Origin of the sequence: Thiomonas arsenitoxydans (assembly GCF_000253115.1) — a bacterium.
GTDB classification, from domain to species: domain Bacteria; phylum Pseudomonadota; class Gammaproteobacteria; order Burkholderiales; family Burkholderiaceae_C; genus Thiomonas; species Thiomonas arsenitoxydans.
The window spans coordinates 2,565,823-2,578,820 of record NC_014145.1; the positions used below are offsets into that span (position 1 = coordinate 2,565,823).

Consider the following 12,998-nt stretch of genomic DNA (forward strand, 5'->3'; position numbering starts at 1 on the left):
GCCCACCCCGCCATTGCCTATGAGCGTCAACACGCCCCTCTCCGTCCACGCTGCCGAAACCCTGCTGTTCTTCACCCTGCTGCAGCTCACGGTCATCGTGCTGACCGGACGCTTCGGCGGCGCGCTGGCGCGGCGGCTTGGACAGACGGCTGCAGTCGGCGAGATCGTGATCGGTATTCTGCTCGGGCCTTCTCTGTTCGGCCTGCTTGCTCCTGATGTGTTCCATGTCGTCTTTCATTCCGCCTCGGGAACGCCGCTGCAAATCCTGTCGCAGATCGGCCTGATCCTGTTGATGTTCCAGATCGGCCTGGAGTTTGACTTTGCGCACCTCGGCGCGCGCAGCAACCGCCGCGCCGTGCTGTGGATCGGCATCGCCAGTATGCTGGCGCCCTTCGCACTCGGCCTGGGGTTCGGCGCCTTCAGCGCCGCCACGCTGTCACCGCAGGCTGGAGGCGAGATCAGCGCGCTGTTCATCGCCACGTCGTTCTCCATCACTGCCCTGCCCATCCTGGGCCGAATTCTGGTGGACTTCAACCTGCACCGCACCCCGCTGGGAGTCATTGCCATCAGCGCCGCGGCCTTCAACGACGTGGTCGGCTGGCTGTTGCTGGCCTTGGTCACCACCTTGGCGGTGAGCCATTTCGAGCCGGCCGCCTTCGGACTGAAGGTGCTGTTGGTGCTCGGCTTTGCACTGCTCTGGCTGTATGTCGCTCGGCCGCTGATGCACCGCGCCATCCGTCACTTTCAGGCGGGTGGCGACGATCTGTCGCCGAATCTGCTGGGCGTGGTGCTGGCGGCCATATTCATCTCGGCCATGTGCACCTATCAAATCGGTATTTTCGCCATCTTCGGCGGCTTCATGATGGGCGTCATCCTGCACGACCAGGTCCGGCTGGTTCAGGCCTGGAAAGCGCAGATCAGTCCCTTCGTCCTCGTGTTTTTCCTGCCGATCTTTTTCACCTATACCGGCCTGCGCACCGACATCGGCGGCCTGTCCAGCGCCACCTTGTGGGCCTGGTGCGCGCTGCTCGTCGCCCTGGCGACGCTAGGCAAGTTCGGCGGGGCCTATCTGGCCGCACGCTGGTGCGGTATGAGCCGCCCCCAAGCCGGTGTAATGGGCGCCCTGATGAACACCCGTGCGCTGATGGAGCTCATCGTCATCAACGTGGGCTACGACCTGGGCGCCATCTCGCGCAATGTATTCACCATGCTGGCGCTGATGGCGATTTTCAGCACCGTGATCACCGCGCCGATGCTGCGGCTGTGGCTGCCGCGTCTCGCGACCACAGAGCCCACCGAGCAAGGCTGCGTCGACTCGGCCAAGGCCTGATCAGCCGACGCCCGGCGTTCCGCGCACGCGTTGCCATACCAGCAGGGGCAGCCGAAGTACGAAGCCGAGGAACAGCCGGGTGTGCATCCAGGTCAGCAGGACGTTGTCGCGCAGATAACTGAAGTGCGACACGCCGCCTTCCTCGGGGCGCAGGTAGCGCACCGGAGCTGGCAGGTTAACGGCAGGCACGCCGCGCCAGCTCAGACGCACCACGGCTTCGGGGTCGAAGTCGAAGCGACGCATCCAGTGCTGGCGCTGCATCACCGCGCGCAGTGGCGCCACCGGGTAGACACGAAAGCCGTAGAGTGAATCACCGATGCCGGCCCACAGGGTTTCGAGATGCGCCCAGGCGTTGGAGACCTTGCGGCCCTGCACGCGCAGATTGGGCGCGTTGGCGTCGAACACCGGCACGCCGAGCACCATGGCCTGCGGCTGCCGCTGTGAAGCGGCCATGAAGGCGGGGATGCGTTCGGCCGGATGTTGGCCGTCGGAATCCATGGTCAGCGCGTGGCTGTAGCCCGCAGCCGCAGCGGCGTCAAGACCGTGGAGCACAGCCGTACCCTTGCCACTGTTTTGCGGCAGCACGAAAACGCGCAGCTGCGGGTCTTCGTCGGCCATCTCGCGCAATCCTTGTGCCGTACCGTCGGTGCTGCCGTCGACCACCACCCACACTGGCGCCCACTGCGCGCGTGCCGCTCGCACCGTGTCATAGACCTGGGCGCCCGGGTCATAGCTGGGAATCAGGACGAGGTGCGTCGCGCTGGGAGACGGGCCGCCTGGGGCAACTTGGGGCTCAGTCATCCGCGGAGGGCACCACGAGAGGATCCGGCAATGTGGCACCGGCCAGCGCATCGCGGTAATAGGCGTCGAGCTTGGCGATGAAGACCTGCGCATCCTGAGGCGGATCGAAGCGCTTGCCCAGGCGCACCCGGTAGGTGATGGGCAATTGCGGTCGGCGCGTCAGGGGCCAACCTTTGGCGAGGAAGGGCGAATCGGTCTCGATGAACACAGTCTGCACCGGTACCCGCGCCTGCTTGGCGATGAGCGCCACGCTGCCGCGCAGGGCTCCGATGGGTCGGCTCGTACTGCGCGTGCCTTCGGGAAAGAGCAGCAGATGATGCCCCGATCTCAGATCGGCCACAGCAAGGTGAATCATGCTGCGCAGCGCGTCGTTGCGGATATAGCGCGCAAGCCGTGCGCCCGCACCCAACGAGGGGTTGTCCACAATGCTGGCCTTCATGATGCAGGCCAGCCCAGGCAAGCGTGAGATCACCAGCACGGCGTCGATCAACGAAGGATGGTTGGGTGCGATGATCATGGGCGGCTGGCCGCGCAGGGAGTCGAGCGCCGAAAGGTCGAAGTTGCAGGCGCCGATCAGCGCCAAAATACGCAAATACACGCGGAACGCCGAATGAATCAGCCAGCGTCCGACCACGAGGCCCGCTCGGCGCGGCAGCAGGTAGTACAGCGGGATGGCCAGCAGAGACCAAAGCAGCCCCATCACGCCCAAGAGGCCGAGCCCGAAAAACACCCGCGCCATATCCCAGCCATTGCGCCATGTTGACGCTGAGACGGCCTCCGGCACGATCACGTCCTCATTCATGACTGTCCACCATTCTGGATGACTGGCCGAGTATCCACGCGATGCCGAAGCCGAGCGACAGGTTCTGGCTGCGACGCATCAGCGGACTGTCGGCAAAGACGGCCCCGGCCAGATTGTCGTAGCGGGCAAAGGCGCCCGCCCAGAAACCGGAAAATCGTTTGCTCAAAGCAACTGTGAACTGGCTACCCGAGTAGCCGCCGCACGCCGCGTAGGCGGGGCGTGCGGCAGTGGCGTAAGCGCTGTCCACGCCATAGAACGTCTGGTTGTACTGTCGGTCAGCGAACACCGGGCCGGTCTGCATGCCCAGGTTCCAGCCCGGCAGCCCCTCCACGCCGCCCATGTCGAGATTGAGCACCGGAGCCAGCACCCATCCCACCTGCTGCGGTCGCGTCTGCACGGTGTAGGCGGTGCGCAATGGCATGCGGAAATCGAGCCGCATGCGCTGCGCGGCGGACTGCCACAGATGCACTTCGAGCGCGGGACCAAACTCGACCATGGGCTTGAGATCGGGCATGCCGCTGCGCGCCCCATTGGAGGAACTGTTGACTGGAGGCGAGGCACTGAAGCTGAAATAGGACTCGACCCGATCGGTATCGAACAGGCGCGCCTGCACCCCGTCGCGGTCAGCCTTGATGAACTCGCCGCAGTACACGATATACGGCACAGGCACCGCATAGTTGCGCTGTGCATCCGAGCCCGGATAAGCCGGGAAGCTCACCCCGCCCACCCCCAGACCGAATTCCCACAGGGGCTTCTGCTCCGCCGAAGCCGCTCCAGGCAAGGTAGAAAACGCCAGCGCGACGGCGGCGGTGACAAGCAAACGATGCCTCATGCGCGAAGATCCTGATTTGTGGTTTGCAAGCCGGTCGCCTCGATTTCCACCAGCAGATCGGAGCGGCAGACGTCAGCCTGCAAGGCGATGGCGTGCACCGCTGCGCCCGCGGCACGCTGCAGTTCGGCGCGGATGACCGGCCAGTCTGCCGGGTGCCGCACATAGACCTTGTAGTACAGGTTCGCAAGCCCGATGCCCGCAACGCCCTTCGCATGCGCCTGCTGCAACACAGCCTCGACATTGCGCAAGGTTTCACGCGTCTGCTCCGCCACGTCCTCGGCGTGCAGGGTGCGATGTCCCACGATGCTGGCGGTGCCCGAGATGAAGAGCAGGTGCTGCGGTCCGAAAGTCGCCAGACTTGCGCGCGAAAACGTGGGGCTGCGCGGGCCATAGTCTTGCGGATAGTGATAGGCGCTGAGCTGCCGCGGATTTTCAATCGCCACAGCGGGCTGGCGCGCGGCTATGCAATACACCAGCAGCGGCGCGTTAGCCGCTGCACCCAGGGCGCTGGCCGCGGGCACGTTGGCGCCGGACACAGTACGCCCGTGGGCCAGAAAGGCGTCTTGCCTGCCAATGTTGAACAGCCGATAGCGCTCGACTCCTGCGCTCTCACCATTGATATCGGGCACATGATTCCAGACCCGCAACAAATGCGGGTAGCCCAACGCATCAAGCGCGGTGAACAGATCGGCATAAGCCGCGCGCGACGCCGCCTGCAACGGCGGCACTCCCGCCGCGTTTGCGGTCACGGCCTCTGCTACCTGCAGCACGGCGAATAACACGTCACCGTTACTGCACCAATGTACGCACCCCGTCTTGCCCGGCTGCAGCGGCCCTTGTGTCGACCAGGCTTCGCACAAGGCGGGCTCGCTCGCCAGCGGTTCGACCTGAACGCTGGCCAGCGGAAAAAGAGGGTGCGGAATCGGGCCTGCGCCTGCGCCAAAACAGGCGGCGCCGAGCAGGGGAGAAGACGCGTCGCGCGCGGCTTGGGCCAGCGCGCTTGCAGGCAGGTGCAGCAGTTGCAGCATGAACGAGGGCGGCGTCAGCCGTGGTGAGTCTCAGGCTGGGGGTCGTCGTGAATCTGGATCTGGCGCTTGCGCTGCACCCGCGCCGCCCAACTGCGGCCAAACTGCCTGAGCGAAGCGGCGTAGAAAATGCCCTTCAGGATGCGCACCGAAGTCCAGATCGGGGTTTTGCCGAATATGTCGCCCGCCAGCACCGATAGCAGAGCCTCCTTCACCCGCAAGACGTTGCGCGGCCCCATGAACATGTCTCGCATGGTCGGATGGTTGACGCGGTAGATGAACCAGGAGAACTCACGCGGGCCACGCTGCATTTCACGGTCGAAACGGGCCAGCGCCTTGGCGACGCGCGCAGGTTGACGCAGGCAGGTTTCAAGAGCGTCTGCGGCGAAAAATCCGCCCTGCATCGCCAGCATCACCCCGGATGAAAAAACCGGATCGATGAACGCGTAGGCATCCCCGATCAACAGGTAATTCGGGCCGTAGGTATGGCCGCAGCTATAAGAAAAATTCCCCGCGGCCTCTACCTCGGACACCCGTGTGGCACCTGACAGCCTCTCGCTCAACTGGGGCGACATAGCGATGGTGTCGGCGAAAAATTCGTCCAGCGGCTTGTTGCGGGTCTTGAGGTAGTAGGGCCACACCACCGCCCCCACGCTGGTCGCACCGTCCGCCAAGGGGATGAACCAAAACCAGCCATGATCAAACCAGAAAATGGTGATGTTGCCTTGCGCCTGACCTTCCAGGCGTTTCGCCCCGGTGAAGTGGGCGTAGATCGCCGCGCTGTTGTGTTTGGGATTGCGCTTCTTGGTTTTGAAGCGGCTGCCAAAAAACGTGTCGCGCCCAGAGGCGTCGACCACATAGCGCGCGGCCCAACTGGCGCGACGACCATCCTCATGCTGCGCTGAGATGATCGCGCCTTGTCCGTCCGGCAGGAACTGCACGTCATCGACCTTGCAGCCCTCCTGCACTTCTACTCCCTTGCTTGCGGCATTTCGCATCAAGAGCGCATCAAATTCCGAGCGCCGGACCTGGTAGGCCATGGGCATCGACTTGTCCCAGGCGTCTGCGAACGCAAACATCTGCGTCTTTTGTTCATGCCAGGGCGAGACGAATTCCGCCCCCCATTTTTCCATCGCCATCGCTTTCACCGCTTCGGCCACCCCCAACTTCTCAAGCAAGGGCAGATTGGCCGGCAGCAAGGATTCGCCGATGTGAAAGCGGGGATGATGATCCTTTTCGAGCAGAGTGACGCGGAAGCCGCGCTCCTGCAGCAAGGTAGCTGCCGTGGTGCCTGCCGGACCACCGCCGATCACCAGCACATCCACTGCATGCGGTGCGGTTGTGTCGCCAGACACAATCTGTCGTTCTGTCATCAAATTCCTCGCATCTTCATTTCAGACCAGCCAAATTTCCCACCCGCTAACGCATGAATAGTTCATTCAAGTGGATTTTTTGCCACATTGTAGAGAGCCGAGTGGCTAGGTCCGGTCGAGAGCGCTGATCAGTATGTCGGCACCCGCCGAGGATACTGCACGGAGTTTAATTTTCGACGCGCACCACGCCTGAACAGCGCTTAGTAGCAGCTTGACGCCTGTGTGCAGATGCAACGATTGCCTTCAAAGGCTGTCACGCAATTCAAAAAATTTCACTATAAAGCCGCCTGCAGCGGCAAAAGTTCCTGCCGCCGCATCCCGGGGAACAACGACAAACATGGAGTCATGAATGGCATCTTCTCTTAGCACACCCCTCTCAAAACCGGGCCTGCTCGACCGCGAAAGCACGGTTGCAGGTCCCAATTTCAACCGCTGGCTGGTGCCTACCGCCGCGCTTGCGATTCATCTGTGTATCGGCATGGCCTATGGCTTCTCCGTGTTCTGGCTGCCGATGAGCAAGCTGCTTGAAGGCACCGATCCTGCCGTATGCGGCTCGATGGGTTTCTGGGGCCATCTCACCACCACGACTTGCAACTGGACCGTGCCGTCGGTGACGCACATCTTCGAAGTATTCATCGCCTTTCTGGGTATTTCGGCCGCCATCTGGGGCGCCTGGCTGGAACATGCGGGCCCGCGCAAGGCCGGTTTCATCGCCGCGCTGTGCTGGGGCGGCGGCCTGGTGCTCGGCGGCATCGGCGTTTACATCCATCAGCTCTGGCTGGTGATCCTCGGGGCCGGCGTGCTGGGAGGCATTGGTCTGGGGTTGGGTTACATATCGCCCGTCTCGACCCTCATCAAATGGTTCCCGGATCGTCGCGGTCTGGCCACCGGCTTTGCCATCATGGGATTTGGCGGTGGCGCGATGATCGGCGCACCGCTAGCTGTGGCGCTGATGAAGTATTTCAGCGCCTCGGGCACCCTGGGCGTCGCTCAAACGCTGATCATCATGGGCGTGCTCTATTTCGTGGTGATGTCGGCGGGGGCGTTCGGCTTCCGGGTGCCGCCCACTGGCTGGAAGCCGCGGGGATGGACGCCCAAGGCCAAGGGCGGCAATGCCATGATCACCGACCATGAAGTGCATCTGAACAAGGCGATGAAAACGCCGCAGTTCTGGCTGGTCTGGTGGATTCTGTGCCTGAACGTGACGGCCGGCATCGGCGTGATCGCCATGGCCAGCCCGATGCTGCAGGACGTGTTCGGCGGCCGTCTCATCGGCCTCGACAGCGGCGCAGCACTCGATGCGGCGCAGAAGGCCGCGCTGGTCGCGGCAGCCGGTGGCCTGGTCGGTTTGATCAGCCTGTTCAACAGCGGTGGACGTCTGTTCTGGGCCGCGCTGTCTGATTACATCGGCCGCAAGGCGACTTATGCGGTGTTCTTTGCGCTGGGCGTGGCGCTTTACGCCAGCCTGCCCGCGCTGGGCCATAGCGGCGCGGCAGGTCTGTTCATTCTGGTGGTCTGCGTCATCATGACCATGTACGGCGGCGGCTTTGCCACTGTGCCAGCCTATCTGGCCGACTTGTTCGGCACGCAGATGGTGGGCGCGATTCACGGCCGTCTGCTCACTGCGTGGTCGGTTGCCGGTGTGGCCGGGCCCTTCCTCATCGCCGCCATCCGCCAGACCCAGATCGACGCTGGTGTGGCGAAGAACCTGGTCTATGATCGCACGCTCTATATCCTGGCCGGACTGCTGCTGGTGGGCTTCATCCTCAACCTGCTGGTGCGCCCGGTGGCGGCCAAGTACCGCATGACGCCAGAAGAACTCGCCCGCGAACGCGCCCTCAAGCACGAGGACCGCATTGCCGGTGACGCCGAACACGCGGCACGCGGCAGCTTCGGCATTGTTGGCGTGCTGGCCTGGGCTGCGGTCGGTATTCCCTTCTTTATCGGCGTCTATATCGCCCTACAGAAGGCAGCCGTACTGTTCTGAGCTTGCGGCAGGGGGCTGATTGCTCAGCCCCCGTTCAGCGCCGGGTGCGAAGCCCGGCGCCGCACGCATCGACCAGGGCGATCTGGTGCTGACCGGGCAGCGGAAACCAGGGCAAGCGCGGGCCACGGCCCAGAGGGCGACCATCGCCCTGCCAGCGCGCATCGGCCGTGGAAGCGGCGGTCAGCCCAACGCGCGGCAGACCGCTCGGCGGCGCCTGTTGGCGGCTTGGCGGCTTGGCGTTTTGGCGTGCAGAGCCCGCATCACCGCAGCCCAGACGAGCGCAGCGCCGACGTCATCGCGCTTGGGAGCGCCTGGCATCAATCCCAGAAACAGGCTAAATGCGGCCCACCAGCGTTCGTAACCCATCTCTCACCCTCATCGCCTGCAAAGTTGTGACTGTATGCGATGAAGATGGCAAAAAATGACAACTTGTTTGGCTACAAACCGTGAAACTGCGCGAGGAAGTCGGCCCGCTGCCAGAATTTCCAGCCTTGCGGACGGCGGATCTGCAGGGTGCGCCAGCGCAGCTCGCCCGCGAGGGTGAGACGCACGCCGCCCGTCTGCTGCACCGCCTGCGCAATGGCGGCGGAAAGGCTGGCATCGAGCTGACGCAGACCGGCTGCGGGGTCATCGGCCAGCAGCGCGCGGGCGTCGAAAATACGCAGGATGTCAAGCGGCCCGTTGCGCGGGCGCAGCGCCAGGCCGCGCAGCGCGGCGGCGAGGGCCGGATCGCTCACCGCATCGCCGTCGTGGGCCTGTTCGGCAAGGCGCATCGGGCTGCGCCAATCGGCCGCCAGGGGGCCGCAACCGTGTATCCAGAGGGTATTGATGTCGGGCAGGCCGCGCTGATCGCGCGCTTCGTTGACGGCATGGTGCTGCCAGGTCATCTGCACTTCGGTGAGCAGTTGCCGCCAGGGTCGGGCCGCCGGGCCGCCGGGCATCCACGCCGCCACGCCGCGGCCAAGAGCGCGCGCCACGCCCGCCGTCACCACTGCGCTCAGGCTGGGGTGGGCGGCATACCAGCGCAGCGGCGTGACTCGGCGCAGCGTCCATCCCGCGCTGGCAAACAAGGGCTCGACGGCGGCGAAGAGCGGCTGAGCTTCATCCGCCCTGAGATCGAGCGTGGCAGGATCGGTGAGCGACAGGCTGTCGCGTCCCAGCCGCAGATGCGCCGGGGTGAGCAGGCACAGCGCCTGATCTGCTGGAAAAGCGTCCGACACGCCATCGGCCAGCGCGGCCAGACGCGCCCAGGGCGCCTGCTCGGCCCCTGTGCCATCCAGACGCAGGGCGTGCAGCAGCCAGCGCTCGGCGGGCGTCAGCCAGGCGGCTTGGGCATCTTCTCGAGGGGCTTCCTGCTCCAGCACTACGGCCTGGCGGCAAAGAGCGGCGGTTGCAGGCAAGCCGGGCTGCGCCAGCAGTTGCGCAAGCGCCGGTGAGGTCGGGGGCAGATCGGACAGCAGCAGATGTTCACTCATAGCGCAAAGCCTGCGCCGGTTGCACCCGCGAGGCGCTCCAACTGGGATAAAGCGTGGCCAGCAGCGATAAGACCAGCGACGCTGCGGTGATGGTGGCGATGTCTGAAAAGCGCGGATCGCTGGGCATGGTGTGGATCAGGTACACGCTGCGCGGCAGGAACTGGGTGTGCAGCACGGTTTCGAGGAACGAGACAATGGGGTCGAGATTGAACGCAATCAGACAACCCAGCGCGACACCGGCGAAGGTGCCGAGAAAACCCGTCACCGCGCCCTGCAGCAGAAAGATGGACATGATGGAGCCGGGGCTCGCACCCTGCGTGCGCAGAATAGCGATATCGGCCAGCTTGTCGGTCACCGTCATGACCAGGGTAGAGACGAGGTTGAACGCCGCCACCGCCACAATCATGGTGAGGATGATGAACATCATGCGCTTCTCGATCACCACGGCCTCGAACCAGGTGCGGTTCTGCTCGGTCCAGGGTTGGGCCACGAGTTCGGGCGGCAGCACGCGCTGCAAGTCTTGCGCAATCTGCGGGGCGTCATTCATATTTCGCGTCTGCACGCGCAGCCCGGTGGGGCCTCCGGTGCGGAACAGCGCCGATGCGTCTTGCAGATTCACCAGCGCCAGAGTGCTGTCGTACTCGTAGTGCCCGACATTGAAAATGCCCACCACCCGCAGGGTGCGCAGACGGGGAATCATGCCCGCCGGGGTGATGGAGCCGCTGGGCACCACCATGGTGATCTGGTCGCCCACGCCAACCCCCAGCGCATTGGCCAGCTCGTTGCCCAGTACCACACCGAAGTCGCCCGGCTTGAGCGCGGCCAGACTGCCCGCCACCATGTGCTCGGGGATCTGCGACACCTGGGTTTCTTCGCTCGGCTCCACCCCCCAGACCAGCACGCCCTGCAACTGACTGCCCTGCGCCACCAGCGCCTGACCTTGCACAAACGGCGCCACCCCGGTCACTGCCGGATTGCTTTTGACCTGCTGCGCCACGCCGCGCCAGTCGGGCAAGGCCTGACCATTGACATTGAGAATCTGGATGTGCGGAATGACGTTGAGCATGCGGTCTCGCACCTCCTTCTGAAACCCGTTCATCACCGAGATGACCACGATCAGCGCGGCCACCCCGAGGGCGATGCCGCCGACGGAGACCGCAGAAATAAAGGAGATGAAGCCGTTGCGCCGACTGCGCCGCCCGCTGCGGGTATAGCGCCAACCGATAAGCAGCTCAAAAGGCCAGGAGAAGGATGCAAACATAACTTCGCAGTGTAGGCGACGGCCGCAGGCAAGGCGGCGCGCGGGACATGTGGATTCGTGATGCCGGGCAAAGGCACAATGTCGGTTTATCGCGTTTGCCTATCGCATCCCATGTTGCACGCCACCGCCCTGTCCGCCCTGCTCTGCTGGCTGGGATGCGCCGCCCTCATCGTGCTTGGTCGGCGCAGGCATTTCGGCCTGGACGAAACCCAGGGCGTGCAGAAATGGCATCGCCACCCCACGCCGCGCACCGGCGGCTTCGCCCTGGCGCTGGGCCTGATGGTGGGCCTGCTGTGGCTCATGCACCTTACCTATGTCAGCGCGCCCGTCACAATCCGATTGGCTGTCGCCATTGCGCCGGTGCTGCTCGCCGGGGTGGTGGAAGACCTGCGCCGCCATGTGCCCCCCTTGTGGCGGGCGCTGGCCACGGTGATCGCCGCGGGGCTAGCGGTCTGGCTGCTTGAGGCCAGCGTCACCCGTCTGGGGCTGTGGCCGCTGGACGCTTGGATACACGCCTGGCCGGTGCTGGGTTGGCTCATCGCGCTCGTCGCCATCAGCGCCCTGCCGCATGCGGTCAATATGATCGACGGCTACAACGGCCTGGCCGGCATGGTGAGCTTTATGATTTTTGGCGCCATCGGCTATGTGGCGTTCAAGGTCAGCGACCCGCTGATCATGGCGCTCAGCCTCGCCGCCATCGGCGCGCTGCTGGGCTTTTTGTTCTGGAACTGGCCGCGCGGCCAGATCTTCCTGGGCGATACCGGCGCTTATCTGCTCGGCTTCTGGATGGCGCTGCTCAGCGTATTGCTGGTGGCGCGCAACCCAGCCGTCTCACCCTGGTTCGCCCTCATGGTGCTGGCCTACCCGGTGTGGGAGTTGCTGTATTCGCTGTGGCGGCGCAAGTTTCGCCAACGCGCGGGCACAGCGCCCGATACGCTGCATCTGCATCATCTGGTCTACTGGCGGCTTACCCGCCTGCTCGACGAGGACGATCATCCTGATCCGCGGCAACGCCGCAATGCGGCCACCTCGCCTTATCTCTGGGCCGTCGCGGCTTTCAGCGTGGGCCCGGCCATGCTGTGGTGGGGCAGCACCCCCCTGCTCATGGCCTGCTGTGTGGGCTTCGTCACCCTCTATCTGCTGGCCTATCGCCTGCTGGTTCAGCGCCGCATCTGAGAGCTACAGCGTCAGGCCACGTCCTGCCAGTCGAAGTTCCAGGTGTTTTGCAGCAGTTTTTCCAGCCAGAACGCGCCGATCACGGTCTTGACGTCGGTGATCTGGCCATTGCGCACCCAGTCGAGGGTGTCTTGCGGGCTGGCCTCGAAAACATCGAGCAGTTCGTTGTCGTCGAGCGATTGGCGACCTGCGACCAGGCCGCGCGCGAAAGCGAGATGAATGGTTTCGTCGGAGTAGGAAATCGCGTTGTTGATCGGTCCGATATAGGCCCACTGCTTCGCGCTGTAGCCGGTTTCCTCGCGCAGTTCGCGCTGGGCACAAGCCAGCCAGCTCTCACCCGCGTCGAGTTTGCCCGCGGGAAACTCCACCATGACCCGCTGCATCGGCGTGCGGAACTGGCGCTCCATCAGCACCTTGCCGTTATCGAGCAGGGGAATGATCATCACCGCGCCGGAGTGGCGGATGTATTCGCGGGTCACCTGCGCGCCGTTGGCCAGCCGCACAAGATCGCGCGAAATATTGAGGAAGGTGCCGCGAAACACCATCTCGCTGTCGAGCGTATGTTCGCGCAAGGCCGCTGCCTGCGGCACACGCGCCGGATCGCCGCTCATGTGCGACTCGGGGCCGGATGACGCTTGACCATGTAACGCAGCACATAACCCGGAAAGGCCAGCACCAGGAACATGGCGACAGAGACGGCATAGAACTCCCAATGCTGTGGATAGTTCTGGCCGATCCGCGCTTCGAGCGCCATTCCAATAAAGCCGACGACAAAGAACAGAATCAGCAGCTCAAGCAGACGTAGCCAGATCGACTTGGGGGTTTTTTTGAGCGGAATGACCAGGAAGAAGCGGTTGGAAACAAACGGTAGGTTGGCGGCGACGAACGCCAGAACGATAACCAACCAGATTGCGGAATTCTGCATAGGGAAACGCT

The 12,998-nt window shown here is 64.1% G+C and carries 12 protein-coding genes; 3 read left to right on the top strand and 9 right to left on the bottom strand.

Features of this window, described 5'->3' with window-relative positions:
• The first annotated feature begins 19 nt into the window (after nt 1–19).
• Nucleotides 20–1,330: a cation:proton antiporter gene (locus tag THI_RS11970; protein WP_013106515.1), complete on the top strand. Its 1,311-nt coding sequence runs from the start codon at nt 20–22 to the stop codon at nt 1,328–1,330.
• On the opposite strand, the gene THI_RS11975 is transcribed toward THI_RS11970, so the two are convergent.
• From THI_RS11975 to THI_RS11995, 5 genes are read right to left on the bottom strand one after another with little or no spacing between them, the layout of a single operon-like run.
• Nucleotides 1,331–2,131, bottom strand: coding sequence for a glycosyltransferase family 2 protein (locus THI_RS11975; RefSeq protein ID WP_013106516.1), 801 nt, complete (start codon nt 2,129–2,131; stop codon nt 1,331–1,333).
• Nucleotides 2,124–2,933 (bottom strand): lysophospholipid acyltransferase family protein, encoded by an 810-nt coding sequence (locus tag THI_RS11980; protein ID WP_013106517.1) that lies wholly within the window; start codon nt 2,931–2,933, stop codon nt 2,124–2,126. The genes THI_RS11975 and THI_RS11980 overlap by 8 nt, the downstream gene beginning before the upstream one ends.
• Nucleotides 2,926–3,765 (bottom strand): MipA/OmpV family protein, encoded by an 840-nt coding sequence (locus tag THI_RS11985; protein ID WP_013106518.1) that lies wholly within the window; start codon nt 3,763–3,765, stop codon nt 2,926–2,928. The genes THI_RS11980 and THI_RS11985 overlap by 8 nt, the downstream gene beginning before the upstream one ends.
• Nucleotides 3,762–4,793, bottom strand: a complete 1,032-nt coding sequence (locus THI_RS11990; RefSeq protein WP_013106519.1) for a chorismate transformation FkbO/Hyg5 family protein — start codon at nt 4,791–4,793, stop codon at nt 3,762–3,764. Before THI_RS11990 ends, THI_RS11985 begins: the two co-directional genes overlap by 4 nt.
• A 14-nt stretch (nt 4,794–4,807) precedes the next feature.
• Complete coding sequence (locus THI_RS11995) at nt 4,808–6,163, bottom strand: NAD(P)/FAD-dependent oxidoreductase (protein ID WP_013106520.1); 1,356 nt, start codon at nt 6,161–6,163, stop codon at nt 4,808–4,810.
• 349 nt (nt 6,164–6,512) lie between these two features.
• Here THI_RS11995 and THI_RS12000 point away from each other — a divergent pair, with 349 nt between their 5' ends.
• Nucleotides 6,513–8,150 carry an OFA family MFS transporter gene (locus THI_RS12000; RefSeq protein WP_013106521.1) on the top strand — a complete coding sequence of 546 codons (1,638 nt, stop codon included), beginning with the start codon at nt 6,513–6,515 and terminating at the stop codon, nt 8,148–8,150.
• A 437-nt stretch (nt 8,151–8,587) separates the two neighbouring features.
• Here the strand turns inward: THI_RS12000 and THI_RS12010 are convergent, their stop codons facing one another.
• Together THI_RS12010 and THI_RS12015 are read right to left on the bottom strand one after the other, a co-directional pair.
• On the bottom strand, nt 8,588–9,625 hold the full coding sequence (locus THI_RS12010; protein ID WP_013106523.1) for a hypothetical protein: 1,038 nt from the start codon (nt 9,623–9,625) through the stop codon (nt 8,588–8,590).
• On the bottom strand, nt 9,618–10,886 hold the full coding sequence (locus THI_RS12015) for a lipoprotein-releasing ABC transporter permease subunit (RefSeq protein WP_013106524.1): 1,269 nt from the start codon (nt 10,884–10,886) through the stop codon (nt 9,618–9,620). The genes THI_RS12010 and THI_RS12015 overlap by 8 nt, the downstream gene beginning before the upstream one ends.
• Nucleotides 10,887–10,997: 111 nt before the next feature.
• On the opposite strand from THI_RS12015, the gene THI_RS12020 reads away from it, so the two are divergent.
• Entirely contained in the window at nt 10,998–12,062 is a 1,065-nt protein-coding gene (locus THI_RS12020) for a glycosyltransferase family 4 protein (RefSeq protein WP_013106525.1), read from the top strand.
• Between the two features lie 11 nt (nt 12,063–12,073).
• On the opposite strand, the gene THI_RS12025 is transcribed toward THI_RS12020, so the two are convergent.
• Together THI_RS12025 and THI_RS12030 are read right to left on the bottom strand one after the other, a co-directional pair.
• Entirely contained in the window at nt 12,074–12,673 is a 600-nt protein-coding gene (locus tag THI_RS12025; RefSeq protein ID WP_013106526.1) for an NUDIX domain-containing protein, read from the bottom strand.
• Nucleotides 12,670–12,987 carry a DUF2818 family protein gene (locus THI_RS12030; protein WP_013106527.1) on the bottom strand — a complete coding sequence of 106 codons (318 nt, stop codon included), beginning with the start codon at nt 12,985–12,987 and terminating at the stop codon, nt 12,670–12,672. Before THI_RS12030 ends, THI_RS12025 begins: the two co-directional genes overlap by 4 nt.
• Nucleotides 12,988–12,998 lie beyond the last annotated feature (11 nt).

What these genes read in the sequence shown, in the direction of transcription:
- THI_RS12020 (WP_013106525.1), top strand. Translation starts at nt 10,998, where the DNA reads ATGTTGCACGCCACCGCCCTGTCCGCCCTGCTCTGCTGGCTGGGATGC.
- THI_RS11990 (WP_013106519.1), bottom strand. Translation starts at nt 4,793, where the DNA reads ATGCTGCAACTGCTGCACCTGCCTGCAAGCGCGCTGGCCCAAGCCGCG.
- THI_RS11975 (WP_013106516.1), bottom strand. Translation starts at nt 2,131, where the DNA reads ATGACTGAGCCCCAAGTTGCCCCAGGCGGCCCGTCTCCCAGCGCGACG.
- THI_RS12015 (WP_013106524.1), bottom strand. Translation starts at nt 10,886, where the DNA reads ATGTTTGCATCCTTCTCCTGGCCTTTTGAGCTGCTTATCGGTTGGCGC.
- THI_RS12000 (WP_013106521.1), top strand. Translation starts at nt 6,513, where the DNA reads ATGGCATCTTCTCTTAGCACACCCCTCTCAAAACCGGGCCTGCTCGAC.
- THI_RS11970 (WP_013106515.1), top strand. Translation starts at nt 20, where the DNA reads ATGAGCGTCAACACGCCCCTCTCCGTCCACGCTGCCGAAACCCTGCTG.
- THI_RS12025 (WP_013106526.1), bottom strand. Translation starts at nt 12,673, where the DNA reads ATGAGCGGCGATCCGGCGCGTGTGCCGCAGGCAGCGGCCTTGCGCGAA.
- THI_RS12010 (WP_013106523.1), bottom strand. Translation starts at nt 9,625, where the DNA reads ATGAGTGAACATCTGCTGCTGTCCGATCTGCCCCCGACCTCACCGGCG.
- THI_RS11985 (WP_013106518.1), bottom strand. Translation starts at nt 3,765, where the DNA reads ATGAGGCATCGTTTGCTTGTCACCGCCGCCGTCGCGCTGGCGTTTTCT.
- THI_RS11995 (WP_013106520.1), bottom strand. Translation starts at nt 6,163, where the DNA reads ATGACAGAACGACAGATTGTGTCTGGCGACACAACCGCACCGCATGCA.
- THI_RS11980 (WP_013106517.1), bottom strand. Translation starts at nt 2,933, where the DNA reads ATGAATGAGGACGTGATCGTGCCGGAGGCCGTCTCAGCGTCAACATGG.
- THI_RS12030 (WP_013106527.1), bottom strand. Translation starts at nt 12,987, where the DNA reads ATGCAGAATTCCGCAATCTGGTTGGTTATCGTTCTGGCGTTCGTCGCC.